Here is a 17,008-nt window from a genome sequence, read left to right as displayed (position 1 = left end):
ACGGGAGGCAGGGACAGCGGCGTGGCAAGCGGGAGAGACAGGATGCGCAAGATGCTGCTGGGGGCCGCCCTGATCGGGGCGGTGGCGGGGCTGCTGGCGACGCCGTCGGCCTGGGCCGGCGATACCTACAAATTCAATCTCCACAACAAATCGTCCGAATACACCATCATCGGGTTCTATACCTACGAGGATGGCAAGTGGAGCAAGAACTGGATCAACTTCACCCTCAAGCCGGGCGAAGAGGCCGAAATGGATTGGGGCAGCGACGAAGGAAACTGTGTCGTGCCCTTCAAGGTCGGCTGGCAGGGCTACGAAGCCGAAAAGTTCTCGGTTGATTTCTGTAAGGTACATAACCTGTACATGAAGGACCAGGGCTTCAGCTTCGACTGAAGTCTCTCGGTGGGGTCCCGGCCACGCCGTGGGCGCGAGAGCGCGATGTTGCGCGGGCTCCGCCCACGGACCCGGCCGGGGCGATGCCCCGGACCCCCTTTGTTTTCATCGATAAAGACAGGAGGGGGGCGGGGAACTTTGCTCCCCGCGCGGGGCGGCAGCCCGCCTAATCGAGCGGCCGGGTGGCCTGGTCGAGCCAAGCGGCGGTGGCGGGATCGAGGTCGGGTCCGATCTCGGCCCGTACCCGGGCGTGGTAGGCGTCGAGCCAGGCCCGTTCGCTCGGGTCGAGCCCGGCCGGGTCGATCAGGGCGCGGTCGATCGGCACCAGGGTCAGGGTGTCGAAGCCGAGCAGCGGCCGTTCCGCTCCGGGCGGGGCGGGCAGTTCGACCACCTGGACCAGATTTTCGATGCGGATGCCGTAGGCCCCGGCCTTGTAATAGCCGGGTTCGTTCGAGACGATCATCCCCGGCTGGAGGGCGATGGTGTTGCCGAGCTTGGAGATCCGCTGCGGCCCCTCATGCACCGACAGGAAGCTGCCGACGCCGTGGCCGGTGCCGTGGTCGTAATCGAGCCCTTCCTCCCATAGCGGCCGCCGCGCCAGCACGTCGAGCTGGCTGCCGGTGGTGCCGACGGGGAAGCGGGCGCGGGCCAGGGCGATATGTCCCTTCAGCACCAGGGTGAAGCGGGCGCGGGCCTCGGCCTCGACCGGGCCGATCGCCACGGTGCGGGTGACGTCGGTGGTGCCGTCCTGGTACTGGCCACCGGAATCGACCAGATACAGCTCGCCCGGGGCGAGGCGGCGGTTGCTGGCCGGGCTCGCATGGTAATGCACCACCGCGCCGTTGGGGCCGGCGGCGGAGATGGTGGCGAAGGAGAGGCCGCGATAGAGCGCGCCCTCGGCGCGGCAGCGTTCCAGCATCGCGGCGGCGCCGATCTCGTCGGTGGCGCCGGCCGGGCCGGCCTGGGCCAGCCACGCCAGGAACCGGGCCATCGCCACCCCGTCGCGGCGGTGGGCGGCGCGGGTGCCGGCGCTTTCCGCCGCGTTCTTGCAGGCCTTGGGGCCGAGGCAGGGATCGGCGCCGCGTTCGATCCGCGCCCCGGCCTGCCGCAGCCGTTCGACCACCGCGCAGGCGGTGGCGGCGGGATCGATCCGCACCCGCAGCCCGGCGGCGCCGAGCCGGTCGAGTGCCGCGTCGAGATGCTCGGGCGGGGCGGTCCGCACCGCCGGGCCGAGATGGTCGGCCAGCCCGGGGGCGCCGAGCTTGGCCGGGTCGATCAGCCATTCGACGGTCGCGTCGGCGGCGACGATAGCGAAGGACAGCGCCAGCGGAGTGTGTTCGACGTCGCCGCCCCGGATGTTGAGCAGCCACGCGATCGAGTCCGGCGCGGTCAGCACCAGCGCGTCGCAGCCGGCCTCGCGCAGGGCCTGGGCGATCCGCGCCCGCTTGTCGGCCGAGCTGGCCCCGGCCAAGGCCTCGGGGTGGATCTCGACCGGGGCGCAGGGCGGGGCGGGGCGGTTGGTGGTCCAGATCGCGTCGAGCGGATTGGCGGGGCAGGGCAGCAGCAGCGCGCCGGCCCGTTCGCAGGCGGCGCGCAGCGGCTCGATCTGTTCCGGGGTGTGCAGGCGCGGATCGAAGCCGAGCCGGTCGCCCGCCGCCAGCGCCCCGGCCAGCCAGCGCGCCGGCGGGGTTTCGGTCTGGTGCAGCGGCTCGATCCGGCTGGTGTCGATTTCGGCCCGCATCTGCAGGGTGTAGCGTCCGTCGCTGAACAGGGCGGCGCGGTCGCGCAGCACCACGGCGAGCCCGGCCGAGCCGGTGAAGCCGGTCAGCCAGGCCAGACGCTGGGCCGAGGGCGGGACATATTCGCCGAGATGCTCATCGGCGCGGGGAATCAGGAAGCCGGTCAGGCCGCGCCGGGCCAGTTCGGCGCGCAGGGCGTCAAGCCGGTCCGCCGCCGCCGGATCCGGCGCGACGGGGCGGAGGTCGGTCATCGTCACACCAGCAGGTCGATATAGGTTCCGCGCGGGGCGTGCCGGTCGAGGCTGTCGATCGGGGTGTCGGCGGCCAGCATCCGCCGGCCGCGCGGGCCGTTGGGACTGGGGCCGGCATTGGCGCGGCCGCGGCTCTGGGTCGAGCCGGCGGCGCGGGGCCGGCGCGGACTGGTCGGGGTCACCCCGGTCAGGCGGGACCCGATCGCGGAAAGCAGGTCGTTGGATTCGTCAGCCATGGCTTTCTGCCGTCGCTAGGAGGAATACGACCTTCAGCCTAACATGCTGGTTGGGGCGGAGCGACTCTTTCCAGCACGACGAAGGCGAAGGGCGGGTCGCCCGCCTGCGGTTCGCGGCTGACCTCGCGCCACGCCGTCCGGTCGAACGGCGGAAAGCTTGTGTCGCCGTCATAGGCGCTGCCGATCTCGGTCAGATAGATCCGCCCGGCGCAAGGCAGGGCCTCGGCATAAAGGGTGGCGCCGCCGATCACCATCGCCTCGGCCCCGGGGGCGGCCTGTTCGGCCAGCGCCAGCGCCGCGTCGAGCGAGGCGGCCACCAGCGCGCCCTCGGCGCTCCAGCCCGGCTGGCGGGTCAGCACGATGTTGGTTCGCCCCGGCAGCGGCCGGCCGAGTGAGTCCCAGGTGCGCCGCCCCATGATGACCGGCTTGCCCAGGGTCTGGCGCTTGAACCATTTGAGGTCGGCCGGGATGTGCCAGGGCAGGGCATTGTCGCGGCCGATCATTCCGTTGGCGGCGACGGCGACGATCAGGGCGACGCTCATACCGCCACCTCGGCCTTGATCGCCGGATGGGGATCGTAACCCTCGATCGCGATGTCGTCATAGCCGAAGGCGAACAGGTCGTCGATCGCCGGATTGAGCCGCAGCCGGGGCAGCGGACGCGGCGTCCGGCTCAGTTGCAGGTCGGCCTGCTCCAGGTGGTTGAGGTAAAGGTGGGCGTCGCCCAGGGTGTGGACGAACACGCCCGGCCGCAGCCCGCAGACCTGGGCGATCATCGCCGTCAGCAAGGCATAGGAGGCGATGTTGAACGGCACGCCGAGGAACAGGTCGGCCGAACGCTGATAGAGCTGGCAGGACAGCCGCCCCTCGGCGACATAGAACTGGAACAGGCAGTGGCAGGGCGGCAGGGCCATCTCGGGCAGATCGGCGACGTTCCAGGCCGAGACGATCAGCCGGCGCGAATCCGGCTCGCGCTTGATCCGCGCCACCAGATCGACGATCTGGTCGATGGTGCCGCCGTCGCGCGCCGGCCACGCCCGCCATTGCCGGCCATAGATCGGCCCAAGCTCGCCGTTCTCGTCGGCCCATTCGTCCCAGATCGACACCCCTTCCGCCTTCAGCGAGGCGATGTTGGTCTCGCCGCGCAGGAACCACAGCAGCTCGTGAAAGATCGAACGGGTGTGCAGCTTCTTGGTGGTCACCAGCGGGAAGCCGTCGGCGAGGTCGAACCGCATCTGCGCCCCGAACAGCGACAGCGTGCCGGTGCCGGTGCGGTCGCCCTTGCGCACCCCCTCGGTGCGGACCTGACGCAGCAGATCGAGATATTGTTTCACGCGAACGGGCTCCCCTGACGACGGACCGCCGTGTTTTAGCAATCTCGCGCCGCCGACGCCATGGTTACGCGGGCTCTGCCCGCACCCGCCAAGGGCCGGGGGCCCTTGGAACCCTTTGGGGGTCGCGCGAAGGATAAGGCAAGGGATCCAAGGGCCTGCGGCCCTTGGCGGGCGCGGGCGGAGCCCGCATCAACCGTAGGTGACGCCGGTCAGGGTCAGCCCGGCGGCGGGGGCGGTCGGCCCGGCCTTGGTGCGGTCGCGGGCCTCCAGCGCGCGGGCGAGGTCGTCGGGGGACCATTTGCCCTCGCCGACCAGTTTGAGGCTGCCGACCATGTTGCGGACCTGATGGTGCAGGAACGAGCGGGCCTCGGCGATCACCTGGATCTCGGCGCCGACCCGGACCACGTCGAGGCGGTCGAGGGTCTTGAGCGGGCTTTTGGCCTGACAGCAGGCGGCGCGGAAGCTGGTGAAATCATGGTGGCCGAGCAGGCGGGGCGCCGCCTCGGCCATCCGGTCGGGGTCGAGCGGGACCGGCACCCACCACACCCGGTGGCGGTCGAGCGCGGGCGGGGCGCGGCGGGGAAGGATGCGGTAGAGATAGGCCCGGCCGGTGGCGGAGAAGCGGGCGTGGAAATCCTCGTCCACCTCTTCGGCGGCGAGGATGCTGACCGGCAGCGGCTTGAGGTGGAAGTTGATCGCGTCGCGCACCCGGTCGGCCGGCACCGGGCGCGGCAGGTCGAGATGGCCGACCTGACCGCTGGCATGGACCCCGGCATCGGTGCGGCCGGCGGCGAACAGGGTCACCGCCGCGCCGCAGAAGCGGGCGGCGGCGTCCTCGATCGCCCCCTGGACCGAGACGCCCCGCTCCTGGCGCTGCCAGCCGACGAACGGGGTGCCGTCATACTCGATCAGCAGGCGGTAGCGTGCCATCAGCCCAGCACGGTGCCGGCGGGCAGGGGATGGCCGCGCAGCATGTCGGCGGCGGGCATCGCCGCCTTGCCCGGCCGCTGCACCTCGATCAGCCGCAGCGCGCCCTCGCCGCAGGCCACCAGCAGCCGGTCGTCGAGCACCGCGCCGGGCTCGCCCTGGCCGGGCTCGATCACGGCCTTCAGCACCTTGACCCGGACGTCGCCGACCTCGAACCACACCCCCGGCCAGGGGGTGAGGGCGCGCACCTGACGATCGAGCTGGCGGGCGGGCAGGGCCCAGTCGATCCGGCCCTCGTCGCGGCGCAGCTTGGCGGCGTAGACCACCCCTTCCTCGGGCTGGGCCTCGGCGGTCAGGCCGCCATCGGCCAGCTTGGCCAGCGCCTCGACGATCAGCCCGGCGCCGAGTTCGGCCAGACGGTCATGCAGCCAGGGGGCGGTGGCGTCGGGCGGCAGCGGCAGCGATTGCCGCAGCAGGATCGGCCCGGTGTCGAGCCCGGCCTCCATCTGCATGATGGTGACGCCGCTTTCATGGTCGCCGGCCAGGATCGCCCGCTGGATCGGCGCCGCGCCGCGCCAGCGCGGCAGCAGCGAGGCATGGACGTTGAGGCAGCCGTGGCGCGGCGCGTCGAGCACCGCCTGGGGCAGGATCAGCCCGTAGGCCGCCACCACCGCGACGTCGGCGCCGAGCGCGGCGAAGGCGGCCTGTTCGGCCGGGTCGCGCAGGGAGAGCGGCGTGCGCACCGGCAGGCCGCGCGCGGCGGCGAAGGCGTGGACCGGGCTGGGCTGTTCCTTGTGGCCCCGTCCGGCCGGACGGGGCGGCTGGGAATAGACCGCCACCACCTCGTGCCCGGTCGCCAGCAGCGAATCGAGGATCGCCACCGCGAAATCGGGCGTGCCCATGAACACCAGCCTCATGACGCGACGGCGTCCTTGCGGGCCTTGGCGAGGCGACGCAGAATCATGTGCTTTTTCAGCGACGACAGGTGATCGACGAACAGCACCCCGTCGAGATGGTCGATCTCGTGCTGGATCACCGTGGCGAGCAGGCCGTCGGCCTCGATCTCGCGTTCGGCGCCGGTCTCGTCGCGATAGCGCGCCCGCACCTGCTTCGGCCGCACCACCTTGGCGTACTGCTCGGGCACCGACAGGCAACCCTCCTCGTAGGTGTTGCGCTCGTCCGAGGCCCAGACGATCTCGGGATTGACCATCCGCATCGGCGCGCGCGGCTGGTCGGCCTTGGCGATGTCGAGCACGATGATCCGCCGCGACACCCCCACCTGCGGCGCGGCGAGGCCGATCCCCGGGGCGGCGTACATCGTCTCCAGCATGTCGTCGAGCAGGGTGACGATGGCCTGATCGACCGTCTCGACCGGCTGGGCCTTCTTCTTGAGGATCGGATCGGGGGCGACGAAGATGGGCAATACGGCCATGGGGCGGGGTCTCTCGCTCGGTAGGATCACCCGCCGGACATAAGCCCGGGGACGGGGCGCGTCAAGCGGCCCCGAAGCGGGATTGTGCCGCGCCGGCCCGCCACCGGGGGCCTCAGTGGCGGATGCCGGCGAGGAAGCGGCCGACCGTCTCGCGCAGGGTGGCGGCGTCGCGGGCCAGGGTGCCGGCCTGATCGCTGACCGCGCGGGCGGAACGGCCGGCGCTGGCCACCGCGTCGGCCACCGCGCCGACGGTGCGGGTGACGGTTTCGGTGCCGTTGGCGGCCTGCTGGGTGTTGCGGCTGATTTCCTCGGTCGCCGCGCCCTGCTGCTCGACCGCGCTGGCGATGGCGGCGCCGATCCGGTTCAGTTCCTCGATGGTGCTGGCGATGCCGGCGATCGCCTCGACCGCGTCGCGGGTGGCGCCCTGCACCGCGCCGATCTGGCCGGCGATCTCGTCGGTGGCGCGGCCGGTCTGGCTGGCGAGGTTCTTGACCTCGCCCGCCACCACGGCGAAGCCCTTGCCGGCCTCGCCGGCGCGGGCCGCCTCGATGGTGGCGTTGAGGGCCAACAGGTTGGTCTGCGCCGCGATGTCGGTGATCAGCCCGACCACGTCGCCGATCTTCTGGGCAGCGTCGGACAGGCCGCGCACGATGGTGTCGGTGCGCTGGGCCGCCTCGACCGCGGCGCGGGAGATGCCGGCCGACTGGTTGACCTGCCGCGCGATTTCGGCGATCGAAGAACTCAGTTCCTCGGTGGCGGCGGCGACGGTCTGGACGTTGGTCGAGGCCTCGGTGGTGGCGGCGGCGACGGTGTCGGACTGGCGGGCGGCGTTGCCGGTGACCTCGGCCATCGTGCCGGCGGTGGCCGACAATTGGGCGGCGGCGCCGGACAGATCCTTGACCACCTGATCGACCGAGCCCTCGAATTCGTCGGCCAGCGACAGCAGCAGGCGGCGGCGCTCGGCCTCGGCCCGGGCGCTGTCCTCGCCCTGGGCCCGGGTCAGCCGCGCGACTTCGACCGCATTGGTCTTGAACACCTCGACCGCGGCCTGCATCGCCCCGATCTCGCCGCCCTGGTCGCGCGGGATGGCGACGTCGAGCCGGCCGCCGGCCAGATCGCCCATCCGCGCGGTCAGGTCGCGCAGCGGCCGGGCGATGGCGCGGCCGATCAACCAGGCCAGCAGGGCGAGCAGGGCCAGTTCGGCCAGACCGCGTCCGGCCTGGGCCAGCGCCGCCTCGCGCACCGCGCGGGCGATGTCGTCGGTATAGACCCCGGTGCCGAGCACCCAGCCCCATTGCGGCAGGCCCTTGACGAAGGTCAGCTTGGGCTCGGGCACGTTCGAGCCGGGCTTGGGCCAGACATACTCGAGCGCGCCGCCGCCCTGGGCGCGCACCAGCCGCACCGCCTCGGCGATGAAGGCGACGCCGTTGGCGTCCTTGATCCCCATCAGGTTCTTGCCGACATGCTGGGGAAAAGCCGGCTGGAGCAGGATCACGCCGTCGAGGTCGGTGATGAAGACATATTCGCCGCCGGCGTAGCGCAGGTCCTCGATCGCCGCCTTGGCCCCGTTTTCGGCCTCGGCGCGGCTGATCTCGCCGCGCCCGGCCCGTTCGGCGAAGCTGGCGGCGATCGACTGCGCCGCCTCGATCGCGGTGCGGACCCGTTCCAGCCGCTGCTGGTGGATCTGCTCGGAATATTGGCGGAACCCGTCGATCAGGTTGAACAGGGTCAGCGCCACCGCCAGCGCGATCAGCAGGCCCAACCGGAACGAAATCGACATCTTGCGCAAGCTTGGCACCGGCGGAGCACTCCCAGGCGGACCGCCCCGCCCGCCGCGATCGCGGGCCGGAGGGCGAGGCCACCAGAGTCAGGATGACGGCGTGGCGCAAGACAAATCCATCATACAATCGTTATTATTGACCAAGGTCGGGGGTTTCATTTCAGTGAAATCAAATAAATCATTTTTTAATCTTTTAGCGAGGGCGATTGGCCTTGATGGCGGCGGTGGCGGTTGAACCAAGCCGACGGCGCTGCTATCCTCACCGATCCGGAGGGTGGCGGCCGCGTACCGCCGTTCCGGCTGACGGGCACCTTCGGGTGCCCGCTTTCGTTGGCGCCGGCGGCGCGGCGGCGGGCTCCGGCCCGGCCGGGCCGTTTCCGGCTGACACAGAGGCTCCTCCCGATGACCGATCCCGCTCTTTCCTCTCGCCCGCGGCTGTTCGTCGCGACGACGCTGGCCGCCGCCCAGGCGGTGGCGCTGGCGCCGGAGCAGGGCCATTACCTCGGCACGGTGATGCGGATGCAGCCGGGCGAGACGGTGCTGCTGTTCAACGGCGCCGACGGCGAATGGCTGGCGCGGATCGAACGGATCGGCCGCGCCGGCGCGGTGGCGGTGCCCGAGCGCCAGACCCGGCCGCAGGCGGCCGAACCGGCGGCGCGGTTCGATCCCTGGCTGCTGGCGGCGCCGCTGAAGCGCGACCGCACCGATCTGGTGGCGGAAAAGGTCGCCGAACTGGGCGCCACCCGTTTCCAGCCGGTGTTCACCCGCCGCACCGTCGCCAGCCGGGTCAATGCCGACCGGCTGACGGCGCGGATGATCGAGGCGGCCGAGCAATGCGAGCGGCTGACCGTGCCGGTGCTGGCCGAGCCGGCCCGGCTCGAGGCGGTGCTGGCGGCGTGGCCGGACGGGCGCACCCTGCTGTTCCTCGACGAGACCGGCGGCGGTACGCCGCTGGCCGAGGTCGCCGCCGGCTGGGATCATGGCCCGGTGGCGCTGCTGATCGGTCCCGAGGGCGGCTTCGCCCCCGAGGAGCGGGCGGCTCTGGTGGCCCGCCCGTTCGTGCGGCCGGTCGGGGTCGGGCCGCGCATCCTGCGCGCCGAGACCGCGACCATCGCCGCCCTGTCGCTGTGGCAGGCGCTGGCCGGCGACGGCGCCCGGCCGCCGCGCGGCTGAGGCGGGAGCGCGGCGATGGCCTACCGGGTGCGCGAGATCTTCGCCTCGATCCAGGGCGAGGGAATCCAGGCCGGCCGGGTCGCGGTGTTCCTGCGCTTCGCCGGCTGCAATCTGTGGAGCGGGCGCGAGGAAGACCGCGCCACCGCCCGCTGCCGTTTCTGCGACACCGATTTCGTCGGCGGCGACCGCCATGACGATGCCGAGGCGCTGGCGGCGGCGGTGGCGGCGGCCTGGCCGGGCGGGGCGGAGGGGCGGCTGGTGGTGGTCACCGGCGGCGAACCGGCGCTCCAGCTCGATCCGCCGCTGCTGGCGGCGCTGCACCGCGCCGGTTTTTCCGTCGCGATCGAAACCAACGGCACCCTGCCGCTGCCGGACGGGATCGACTGGGTCTGCGTCAGCCCCAAGGCCGGCGCGCCGCTGGCGGTGACCCGGGGCGACGAGCTGAAACTGGTCCATCCCCAGCCCGGGCTCGACCCCGCCAGCCTGGAAGGGCTGGCCTTCCCCCATTTCCTGCTCCAGCCGCTCGACGGGCCGGAGCGCGCCGCCAACCTCGCCGCCGCGCTGGCCTATTGCTTCGATCACCCGCGCTGGCGGCTCGGCCTGCAACTGCACAAGGTTCTCGGACTCCGCTGATGGCCCAGTTCCACATTCGCCGCCGGCTCGAAATCGACGCCGGCCACCGCATCGCCACCCACGCCTCGAAATGCCGCAACCTGCACGGCCACCGCTACGCGATCGAGGCGGTGTGCGCCGCCGCCGCGCTGCATCCCGACGGCGAGCAGACCGACATGGCGCTCGATTTCGCCTTCCTCAAGGAGGAGATGGTGGCGCGGATCGACGTCCCCTGCGATCACGGCCTGATCGTCGCTTTGTCCGACGCGGCGTTGCTCGATCTGTTCGCCCCCGCCGACCGCGATCCGGCGGCGTGGCGGGCCGGGCTGGCCGAGCGGGTTGCCCGCGACGGCGCCGCCCTGACCAGCGAGACCCGGCTGGCCACCAAGCTGTACGTGGTGCCGTTCCACCCCACCGCCGAGGCGCTGGCCCGCCACTGGTTCGAGCTGCTGGCGGTGCCGGTGCGGGTCCGCTCCGGCGGCGCGGCGCGGCTGGTGGCGCTGCGGGTGTGGGAAACCCCCAACTGCATGGCCGAATACGCTCCCGAGCCGGTCTGATGCCGCCCGGCCGATGACCTGACCCGTTGGGTCGGGTCAGGCCGAGACGGTGACGCTCAGGCGCCGCGGAGGCTTGGTCAGTGCCGCTCAAGCGCCGCGGAGGCTTGTCAGTGCCGCTCAGGCGCCGCGGAGGCTGGCCGGCCGCCGGGTCAATCCTCGTTTTCGGCGGGTGCCCGGCAGAAGAAATCGGGGTCGGACAGAGTCGACGCCGAAACCGTGATCATCGTCTTGGGATGGGCACGGTTGTAGAGGCGGGCATGCAGGATCCCATCGACGTGCTCGAAGATCTTCTCGACGACCCACACGGTATTCTTATTGTCATTGGCCTTAACGAACTTGTCTCCGACCTGTGCGTCGACCGATTTGCGCTTGAACATTCCTGCTCTCACCCTTGGGGACAATCACGATAATCATCGGCCAGGGGGAGGGTGTCCCGGCCGCGGCTTAGCCTATATGACCCGGCGGCGGAGGTGAAGGGGAGACCATCCCCCGGTGGGGCAAAGATGAATCCTATCCTTCGGGATAAAGCATCCGGCGGCCGGGGCTGGGGCTGAATGTCGTCCCGAGTGGCGCAAGGGCGCGGTTCGTTCAACCATCGCGCCGCAACTTGGCGACACGGCATATATCTTTGTGGCTAATTGTTTCCGCCAGGGCGATCGGCCGGGACAGACCTTTTTTTTGTTCTTAACGGACCCCCGGTATGGTATAAGCAAAAGTCCCCCGAGTTAGGTCGTGGGGCAGGTTGCCGAAAGGCGCGTCCGAGCGGGAGTTCGCTCACCAAAACAAGCCACGATGCCGTGATCAGCCGCGTTTCAACACGCGGGCACTCCCTTTTGCGTTCTCGACAGAACGAAGGGCGGTGTGATCGCGGTGCCACTGGTCCTCATTCTTAGGGAATCCGAAGAGATGACGGTCGTTTCTTTTGCCCAGGGCGATTATGTGGTCTATCCCACCCACGGTGTCGGTCAGGTGATTTCCATCGAGACCCAGGAAATCGCTGGGATGAAAATCCAGTTGTTCGTCATTACTTTCGATCGCGACCGCATGACTCTTCGCGTCCCGGTGACCAAGGCCCAGAAGTCCGGCCTGCGCAAGCTGTCCTCCCGTTCGGTGATGGAGACCGCGCTGACCACCCTCAAGGGCCGCGCCAAGGTCAAGCGGACGATGTGGAGCCGTCGCGCCCAGGAATACGAGGCCAAGATCAATTCCGGCGACCCGGTCTCGATCGCCGAGGTGGTGCGCGACCTGCACCGCAACGCCAACCAGCCCGACCAGTCCTACAGCGAGCGTCAGATCTATGAAGCCGCGCTCGAGCGCCTCGCCGCCGAGCTGGCCGCGGTCGAGCGGATCGACACCGACGCCGCCACCGCCCGGCTGGAAAGCCTGCTCGAAGCCGCCTGAGACGACCCGGCGGGCAGGAAAACGGACCAGGAAAACCGAGGGGGGCGCCAACCGGCGTCCCCCTTTTTCATTGTCCGGGCCGCTATCAGGCCTGATCGAACAGCGCGGTCGACAGATAGCGTTCGGCGAAGGAGGGGATGATCGCGACGATCAGCTTGCCCTCATTTTCCGGCCGCGCCCCCAGTTCCAGCGCCGCCGCCAGCGCCGCACCCGAGGAGATGCCGACCGGGATGCCTTCGGTCTTGGCCGCGCGCCGGGCGGTGCCGAGGGCGGTCTCGTTGCCGATCTGGAGGATTTCGTCGAGCACCGAACGGTCGAGGATGTCGGGGACGAAGCCGGCGCCGATGCCCTGGATCTTGTGCGGGCCGGGGGCGCCACCCGACAGCACCGGGCTGTCCTCGGGCTCGACCGCGACCACCCGCAGGCCGGGCTTGCGGGCCTTCAGCGCCTTGCCGACGCCGGTGATGGTGCCGCCGGTGCCGACGCCGGCAACCAGGATGTCGATCTTGCCGTCGGTGTCGGCCCAGATTTCCTCGGCGGTGGTGCGGGCATGCACCGCCGGGTTGGCCGGGTTCTTGAACTGCTGGGGAATGATCGCGCCCGGGGTGGCCGCCGCCAGTTCCTCGGCCTGGCGCACCGCGCCGGTCATGCCCTTCGAGGCCGGGGTCAGCACGATTTCGGCCCCCAGCAATTGCAGCATCTTGCGGCGCTCGATCGACATGCTTTCCGGCATGGTCAGGATCAGCTTGTAGCCCTTGGCGGCGGCGACGAAGGCCAGCGCGATGCCGGTGTTGCCCGAGGTCGGCTCGATGATGGTGCCGCCCGGCTGCAACGCGCCGGCCGCCTCGGCCGCCTCGATCAGGGCGACGCCGATGCGGTCCTTGACCGAGGCCAGCGGGTTGAAGAATTCGAGCTTGCCGACGATGTCGGCCTTGACCCCCGCCTCGGCGGCGAGTCGCTTGAAGCGCACCAGCGGGGTGGCGCCGATCGTGTCGATGATGCTGTCGTAAATCTTGCCGCGGAAGCTGGCCGGGGCACCCTGCTCGCTGCTCATTCCCAAAAACTCCAGAAAAATAGTGTACAACGTCTTTTATATACACTAGCGCATTTGCGGGAGCGAGGGAAGCGCGGCGCGCGAGGAGAGAAGAGGGATATGACCACGACCGATCCGCGTCCGGCGGCGGGGGCGCGGAACGTGGGGGACGACGAAGGGGGAGGGAGGCCGGGGGGCGGACCCCCGGCCGGTCGCGGCGGCCGTCACCGGCCGCCGTGGGGCGGCCGGGCGGCGCGGCAAATCACCAGTAGGGCGGCAGGCGGCCGGGGATCGGACCGGTGGCGGCGTCGTCGGCCTCCTCGTCCTGACGGCGGACCTCGTCGCGGAACAGCAGCAGGAAGAACCCGCCCTGCATCCCCGCCATCCAGCCGAACGACAGGAAGCAGATTACCGAGGCGTCGGTCTTGACCTCGTTGGTGACCAAGGCGGGGGCGGCGCAGGCCAGCGCCGCCAGGGTGGCCGAGCCGAGGCAGAACGGCACCACCCGGCGCAGCCATTTCTTCTGATCCTGGCCCTCGTGGCGCTCCGCCACCGCGCCGACGATCAGCAGCGGCAGGCACAGGATCGCGAAAATGAACACGTTGCGCCAGGGGCTGGCCGGCACCATGCCGACCGAGGCGATGAACATGTACATCGGGGCGATCGAGGCCGCTCCGATCAGGGCGCCGATGCAGCCGCCGACGACCATGCGGGACATCTTGTCGAACGTCATCTTCCCCCTCCGAACCGAACGCGCGCCGCCGCAGCGGCCAGGCCGGTGCGGGGCGAACCTCAGTTCTGCGGGCACGCGGCCAGCGCGTCAATCATTTCCTGCGGCGGCCGGCGTGGCCTCAGCCATTGGCCAGGGCGCCGGGCTGGTCCCGGTCGGGGTGCGGCCGGTCCGCTCGGACGGTGGCAGCACCCGGGCGGGGGGCAGCAGGATCTCGACCCGGGTGCCGGCCCCCGGGCGGCTGTGCAGGGTCAGCCGGCCGTCATGCAGGGCGCACAGCCCGGCGGCGAGCGGCAGGCCGAGCCCGGTGCCCTCGATGCCGCGGCTGCCGTCGGCGCGGCCGAACGGGGTCAGCGCCATCGCCATCTCGTCCTCGCTCATTCCCGGCCCGGAATCGGTCACCTCGATCCGGCAGCCCTGGTCGGGGGTGAGGCGGGCCGAGATCTCGATCCGGCAGTCGCGCCCGCCATATTTGACCGCGTTGGTGCCGAGATTGAGCAGCACCTGGAGCAGCCGGCGGCGGTCGGCCGACAGCCGCAAACCGGCCGGTTCGATCCGGCTGGAGACGGTGCTGCCGTGGGCGGCGGCCTGCTGGCCGATCATCGTCGTCGCCTCGCCGACCAGATCGGCCAGATCGACCGGGGCGAAATCGAGCCGCAGCCCGCCGGCCTCCATCGCCGCGCCGTCGAGCAGGTCGTTGACCAGCGCCAGCATCAGCTTGCCGGAGCGGTGGATGTCGGTCAGGTAGCCGCGCGCGCCGGCCCCGAGCGGGCCGTGCAGCCCGGCCAGCAGCGCCTCGGAAAAGCCGAGGATGACGTTGAGCGGCGAGCGCAGCTCGTGCGACAGCGAGGCGAGGAACACCCGGCGGCGGTCGATCATCCGCCGCAGTTCGGCGGTGCGGGCCTCGACCCGGCGCTCCAGCCCGTGGGCCTCGCCCGCCAGCCGGCGCAGCAGGCCGAGGATCAATGTCGCCCCGCCCAGCACCACCAGGGTGGCGCCGCCGAGGAAGGCGAGGACGAGGCGGACCCGTCCCCACCACGGCGCCAGCAGTTCCTCGTCGGTCATCGACACCGCCGCCGCCACCGGATAGGGCTCGGCCATGGTGAAGGCCACCACCCGCTCGCTGCCATCGACCGGCGATACCGTGGTCACGGTCAGTTGCCGGGCGCGGCCGGCATGGCGCTGGAACAGCGGATGGTCGCGCAGCGACAGGCCGAGCGTGCCCGGCCAGGGCGGCGAGCGCACCAGCAGGGCGCCGTCGAGATTGAACAGGGTGATCGCCCCGCCCTGGTGACGGCGGAACCCGTCATACATCCGCTCCAGCGCGGCGACATCGATCGCCGCCACCAGCAGCGCGACCGGATGGTTGGGGGTGTTCACCCGCCGCACCAGCGGAATCATCCAGCGCCCCTCGCCCGGGGTGCGGATCGGCGCGCCGACGCTGATCCGGTTGCCGGACGCCCGCGCGGTCAGCGCGGCGGGCAGCGGCAGCGCCTCGCCCTCGTTGCTCCCGGACAGGCGGATGGTGTGGCCCTGGTGGTCGATCGCCGCCACCAGCGACAGGCAGTCGGCGTCGCCGACCACCCCGACGAAGCGCAGGGCGACCTCCCACGCCGCGCCGGGCGGCTGGCCGGCGGCCAGCGCCGGTTCGAGATTGTCGAGGGCGAGATCGGCCACCGACAGCAGTCGGCGCAGATGTTCGGCGGTGAGCTGGCTGGTGCGGACCAGATGGTCGAGACCGTCCTGGCGGGTTTCCTGATAGTCGCGCCGCAGCCACAGCCCGGCCGCCAGCCAGGCCGCCACCACCACCGCCAGCGACAGGGCGGCAATCAAACGCCGTGCGGACCGATATCCCATGACCGCATCCACAATGAACCCCAACCCCAAATTCTTGTGGAGAAATCTAAATCCCGGGCCGGTCCGTGGGCAAGGGAAACACGCGCGGATCCGGCGATGCGGCGAAGACGGCGCGATAATCCCGCGCGCATGGGGTGATCACCCGGGGCTCCACCGCCCGTGGAGAAAATGAGATGTTCTCAGCCAGTCTTGCTATTTGAAAACGAAAACTTTGGTCTTCCCAAGAAGGACTGGTGTGGAGGGAAATGAGGGCGTGCGCGGGTTGCCCTTTTGCCGTGTATCCTCTCAGTCGTGGGAAAACCATCGCGCGGCGAGGACGGCGCCGGACTGGGCCGGCTTGTTGCCCCGGTCCCTGTCGTCGGGGCGGTTGTCGCCGGAGGGGCGGCGACGATTGTCGCCTCACCCGGGCTGACCTTGCCGTTCGGTGGGGACGCGCCCCACCCGTCGGGCCGGGGATGGCCCACCCGGCCTCGGTCCGGTCCCGCCGTTGGACCGGCCCTAATTGAGCTTGCGCTTGAGGAACAGCTTGATGTTGTCGTCGATGATCTGCTCGGCCCCCTGCACCAGCGCCTCGAACAGCCGGACCTCGTCGGTGTCGATGTCGAGGCCCCGGATCATCCGCACCGCTTCCCACAGCCGGGTGCGGGCGGATTCGAGCATGATCTCGCTTCCGGTCGATTCGCGTTCATTCTTCATCTCTCGGATCCCGTCTTCAGAAAATGCCGGCAACATTGGTTTTGGCGGATTGGGTGGCGGTGTCGATCGAACGCGACAGGCTCTGGGCCAGATCGTCGAGGCCGACGGCGATCGCCTCGCCGCGCAGGAAGATCAGCGCCTCCCCGATCGACAGCGCGACCTCGTCGCGGCGCCCGGTGTCGCGCCGGCTGTGGCTTTTCTTCTTCATGCGGCGATCCTTCCCTGGCCGGCGGTGAGGGACAGCGGGCTGATGATCGGCCCGGACAGACGCTTGCGGCGGCGGATTTCGTCGATCGAGGCCTGGCTGACATTGACCCGGATCGGCGCCGCCGGCGGACAGCCGCCGATCGCGCGGGGCCGGCCGAGGATCTCGACATCGACCCCCGAGGCGATCAGCGAGCGTTTGATCAGCGGATAGGTCAGCACCGCGACGAACCAGGAGACGCCCTGTTGCAGGCCGAAGGCGATTACCCCGCACAGCAATTCGCCCAGGTAGCGGTCGCGGGTTTCCGGGTCGAGCTCGTTGTCGACGCCGAAGCGGCTGCTTTCCCACACCGCCCAGTCGGCCGGCACCGGTCCGGTCTCGATCAGGTCGGGCCACAGATCCTTGATCATGTAGGGCAGCGGGGTGGGGATCAGCCGGTTGACGGCGCGGACCACCCCCTGCTCGTCCCGCCGCACCACATAGGTCGCGGCCGGGGTGTCGTACTGGTCGTATTCGAGGTCGCGATAGACGGGAACGGTGTAGTTCTGCCGCTCGATGAACAGTTTGCGGCGCAGGCGATGCTGGCTCGGCAGGGCATCGCCGAACAGGTGAGCATTTTCCCAGGTAAAGATATCGACCGACATGACCACTCCCCC

The 17,008-nt window shown here is 70.5% G+C and carries 20 protein-coding genes; 5 read left to right on the top strand and 15 right to left on the bottom strand.

From position 1 onward, the window contains the following. The first annotated feature begins 42 nt into the window (after window positions 1–42). Window positions 43–390 (top strand): hypothetical protein, encoded by a 348-nt coding sequence (locus ACFSNB_RS04335; RefSeq protein WP_377314811.1) that lies wholly within the window; start codon window positions 43–45, stop codon window positions 388–390. Window positions 391–556: 166 nt separating this feature from the next. On the opposite strand, the gene ACFSNB_RS04330 is transcribed toward ACFSNB_RS04335, so the two are convergent. From ACFSNB_RS04330 to ACFSNB_RS04295, 8 genes are all read right to left on the bottom strand, one after another. Then, window positions 557–2,380 carry an aminopeptidase P family protein gene (locus ACFSNB_RS04330; protein WP_377314810.1) on the bottom strand — a complete coding sequence of 608 codons (1,824 nt, stop codon included), beginning with the start codon at window positions 2,378–2,380 and terminating at the stop codon, window positions 557–559. Window positions 2,381–2,382: 2 nt separating this feature from the next. Beyond that, window positions 2,383–2,616: a hypothetical protein gene (locus tag ACFSNB_RS04325; protein WP_377314809.1), complete on the bottom strand. Its 234-nt coding sequence runs from the start codon at window positions 2,614–2,616 to the stop codon at window positions 2,383–2,385. Between the two features lie 38 nt (window positions 2,617–2,654). Then, window positions 2,655–3,158 (bottom strand): dihydrofolate reductase, encoded by a 504-nt coding sequence (locus tag ACFSNB_RS04320; RefSeq protein WP_377314808.1) that lies wholly within the window; start codon window positions 3,156–3,158, stop codon window positions 2,655–2,657. Beyond that, entirely contained in the window at window positions 3,155–3,949 is a 795-nt protein-coding gene (locus ACFSNB_RS04315; protein WP_377314807.1) for a thymidylate synthase, read from the bottom strand. Before ACFSNB_RS04315 ends, ACFSNB_RS04320 begins: the two co-directional genes overlap by 4 nt. Window positions 3,950–4,138: 189 nt before the next feature. Then, window positions 4,139–4,879, bottom strand: coding sequence for a tRNA pseudouridine(38-40) synthase TruA (gene truA / locus ACFSNB_RS04310; protein ID WP_377314806.1), 741 nt, complete (start codon window positions 4,877–4,879; stop codon window positions 4,139–4,141). After that, the gene (gene fmt, locus ACFSNB_RS04305) at window positions 4,879–5,793 is read right to left on the bottom strand and encodes a methionyl-tRNA formyltransferase (RefSeq protein WP_377314805.1); all 915 of its coding nucleotides are present in this window, start codon (window positions 5,791–5,793) and stop codon (window positions 4,879–4,881) included. The genes truA and fmt overlap by 1 nt, the downstream gene beginning before the upstream one ends. Further along, window positions 5,790–6,308 carry a peptide deformylase gene (def, locus tag ACFSNB_RS04300; protein WP_377314804.1) on the bottom strand — a complete coding sequence of 173 codons (519 nt, stop codon included), beginning with the start codon at window positions 6,306–6,308 and terminating at the stop codon, window positions 5,790–5,792. The genes fmt and def overlap by 4 nt, the downstream gene beginning before the upstream one ends. A 112-nt stretch (window positions 6,309–6,420) precedes the next feature. Next, complete coding sequence (locus tag ACFSNB_RS04295; protein ID WP_377314803.1) at window positions 6,421–8,088, bottom strand: methyl-accepting chemotaxis protein; 1,668 nt, start codon at window positions 8,086–8,088, stop codon at window positions 6,421–6,423. Between the two features lie 402 nt (window positions 8,089–8,490). On the opposite strand from ACFSNB_RS04295, the gene ACFSNB_RS04290 reads away from it, so the two are divergent. The 3 genes from ACFSNB_RS04290 to ACFSNB_RS04280 are packed head-to-tail and all read left to right on the top strand — an operon-like array spanning window position 8,491 to window position 10,430. Further along, complete coding sequence (locus ACFSNB_RS04290; RefSeq protein ID WP_377314802.1) at window positions 8,491–9,261, top strand: 16S rRNA (uracil(1498)-N(3))-methyltransferase; 771 nt, start codon at window positions 8,491–8,493, stop codon at window positions 9,259–9,261. 15 nt (window positions 9,262–9,276) lie between these two features. Further along, the gene (gene queE, locus ACFSNB_RS04285; RefSeq protein WP_377314801.1) at window positions 9,277–9,894 is read left to right on the top strand and encodes a 7-carboxy-7-deazaguanine synthase; all 618 of its coding nucleotides are present in this window, start codon (window positions 9,277–9,279) and stop codon (window positions 9,892–9,894) included. Next, window positions 9,894–10,430 (top strand): 6-carboxytetrahydropterin synthase, encoded by a 537-nt coding sequence (locus tag ACFSNB_RS04280; RefSeq protein ID WP_377314800.1) that lies wholly within the window; start codon window positions 9,894–9,896, stop codon window positions 10,428–10,430. The genes queE and ACFSNB_RS04280 overlap by 1 nt, the downstream gene beginning before the upstream one ends. A 149-nt stretch (window positions 10,431–10,579) precedes the next feature. On the opposite strand, the gene ACFSNB_RS04275 is transcribed toward ACFSNB_RS04280, so the two are convergent. After that, entirely contained in the window at window positions 10,580–10,807 is a 228-nt protein-coding gene (locus ACFSNB_RS04275; RefSeq protein ID WP_377314799.1) for a hypothetical protein, read from the bottom strand. Window positions 10,808–11,336: 529 nt separating this feature from the next. Here ACFSNB_RS04275 and ACFSNB_RS04270 point away from each other — a divergent pair. Continuing rightward, a complete protein-coding gene (locus ACFSNB_RS04270) occupies window positions 11,337–11,831 on the top strand; it encodes a CarD family transcriptional regulator (RefSeq protein ID WP_377314798.1) in 495 nt (164 codons plus the stop codon). A gap of 85 nt (window positions 11,832–11,916) precedes the next feature. On the opposite strand, the gene cysK is transcribed toward ACFSNB_RS04270, so the two are convergent. The 6 genes from cysK to ACFSNB_RS04240 form a co-directional block, all read right to left on the bottom strand. Then, entirely contained in the window at window positions 11,917–12,885 is a 969-nt protein-coding gene (gene cysK / locus ACFSNB_RS04265) for a cysteine synthase A (protein WP_377314797.1), read from the bottom strand. Between the two features lie 241 nt (window positions 12,886–13,126). Further along, window positions 13,127–13,597 (bottom strand): hypothetical protein, encoded by a 471-nt coding sequence (locus ACFSNB_RS04260; protein ID WP_377314796.1) that lies wholly within the window; start codon window positions 13,595–13,597, stop codon window positions 13,127–13,129. A gap of 87 nt (window positions 13,598–13,684) precedes the next feature. Beyond that, complete coding sequence (locus ACFSNB_RS04255; protein ID WP_377314795.1) at window positions 13,685–15,451, bottom strand: sensor histidine kinase; 1,767 nt, start codon at window positions 15,449–15,451, stop codon at window positions 13,685–13,687. Between the two features lie 498 nt (window positions 15,452–15,949). After that, the gene (locus tag ACFSNB_RS04250; RefSeq protein WP_377314794.1) at window positions 15,950–16,147 is read right to left on the bottom strand and encodes a hypothetical protein; all 198 of its coding nucleotides are present in this window, start codon (window positions 16,145–16,147) and stop codon (window positions 15,950–15,952) included. Window positions 16,148–16,163: 16 nt separating this feature from the next. Then, window positions 16,164–16,355 carry a hypothetical protein gene (locus ACFSNB_RS04245; protein ID WP_377314793.1) on the bottom strand — a complete coding sequence of 64 codons (192 nt, stop codon included), beginning with the start codon at window positions 16,353–16,355 and terminating at the stop codon, window positions 16,164–16,166. After that, complete coding sequence (locus ACFSNB_RS04240) at window positions 16,352–16,996, bottom strand: acyl-homoserine-lactone synthase (RefSeq protein WP_377314792.1); 645 nt, start codon at window positions 16,994–16,996, stop codon at window positions 16,352–16,354. The genes ACFSNB_RS04245 and ACFSNB_RS04240 overlap by 4 nt, the downstream gene beginning before the upstream one ends. Window positions 16,997–17,008 lie beyond the last annotated feature (12 nt).

Origin of the sequence: Phaeospirillum tilakii (genome assembly GCF_042683125.1) — a bacterium.
Taxonomy (GTDB): Bacteria; Pseudomonadota; Alphaproteobacteria; order Rhodospirillales; family Magnetospirillaceae; genus Phaeospirillum; species Phaeospirillum tilakii.
This window is presented reverse-complemented; position numbering and strand designations above follow the sequence as displayed.

Bases quoted from the DNA above. Each gene is read 5' to 3' on its own strand.
- ACFSNB_RS04335 (WP_377314811.1), top strand. From the start codon at position 43: ATGCGCAAGATGCTGCTGGGGGCCGCCCTGATCGGGGCGGTGGCGGGG.
- ACFSNB_RS04330 (WP_377314810.1), bottom strand. From the start codon at position 2,380: ATGACCGACCTCCGCCCCGTCGCGCCGGATCCGGCGGCGGCGGACCGG.
- ACFSNB_RS04325 (WP_377314809.1), bottom strand. From the start codon at position 2,616: ATGGCTGACGAATCCAACGACCTGCTTTCCGCGATCGGGTCCCGCCTG.
- ACFSNB_RS04320 (WP_377314808.1), bottom strand. From the start codon at position 3,158: ATGAGCGTCGCCCTGATCGTCGCCGTCGCCGCCAACGGAATGATCGGC.
- truA (WP_377314806.1), bottom strand. From the start codon at position 4,879: ATGGCACGCTACCGCCTGCTGATCGAGTATGACGGCACCCCGTTCGTC.
- fmt (WP_377314805.1), bottom strand. From the start codon at position 5,793: ATGAGGCTGGTGTTCATGGGCACGCCCGATTTCGCGGTGGCGATCCTC.
- def (WP_377314804.1), bottom strand. From the start codon at position 6,308: ATGGCCGTATTGCCCATCTTCGTCGCCCCCGATCCGATCCTCAAGAAG.
- ACFSNB_RS04295 (WP_377314803.1), bottom strand. From the start codon at position 8,088: ATGTCGATTTCGTTCCGGTTGGGCCTGCTGATCGCGCTGGCGGTGGCG.
- ACFSNB_RS04290 (WP_377314802.1), top strand. From the start codon at position 8,491: ATGACCGATCCCGCTCTTTCCTCTCGCCCGCGGCTGTTCGTCGCGACG.
- queE (WP_377314801.1), top strand. From the start codon at position 9,277: ATGGCCTACCGGGTGCGCGAGATCTTCGCCTCGATCCAGGGCGAGGGA.
- ACFSNB_RS04280 (WP_377314800.1), top strand. From the start codon at position 9,894: ATGGCCCAGTTCCACATTCGCCGCCGGCTCGAAATCGACGCCGGCCAC.
- ACFSNB_RS04275 (WP_377314799.1), bottom strand. From the start codon at position 10,807: ATGTTCAAGCGCAAATCGGTCGACGCACAGGTCGGAGACAAGTTCGTT.
- ACFSNB_RS04270 (WP_377314798.1), top strand. From the start codon at position 11,337: ATGACGGTCGTTTCTTTTGCCCAGGGCGATTATGTGGTCTATCCCACC.
- cysK (WP_377314797.1), bottom strand. From the start codon at position 12,885: ATGAGCAGCGAGCAGGGTGCCCCGGCCAGCTTCCGCGGCAAGATTTAC.
- ACFSNB_RS04260 (WP_377314796.1), bottom strand. From the start codon at position 13,597: ATGACGTTCGACAAGATGTCCCGCATGGTCGTCGGCGGCTGCATCGGC.
- ACFSNB_RS04255 (WP_377314795.1), bottom strand. From the start codon at position 15,451: ATGGGATATCGGTCCGCACGGCGTTTGATTGCCGCCCTGTCGCTGGCG.
- ACFSNB_RS04250 (WP_377314794.1), bottom strand. From the start codon at position 16,147: ATGAAGAATGAACGCGAATCGACCGGAAGCGAGATCATGCTCGAATCC.
- ACFSNB_RS04245 (WP_377314793.1), bottom strand. From the start codon at position 16,355: ATGAAGAAGAAAAGCCACAGCCGGCGCGACACCGGGCGCCGCGACGAG.
- ACFSNB_RS04240 (WP_377314792.1), bottom strand. From the start codon at position 16,996: ATGTCGGTCGATATCTTTACCTGGGAAAATGCTCACCTGTTCGGCGAT.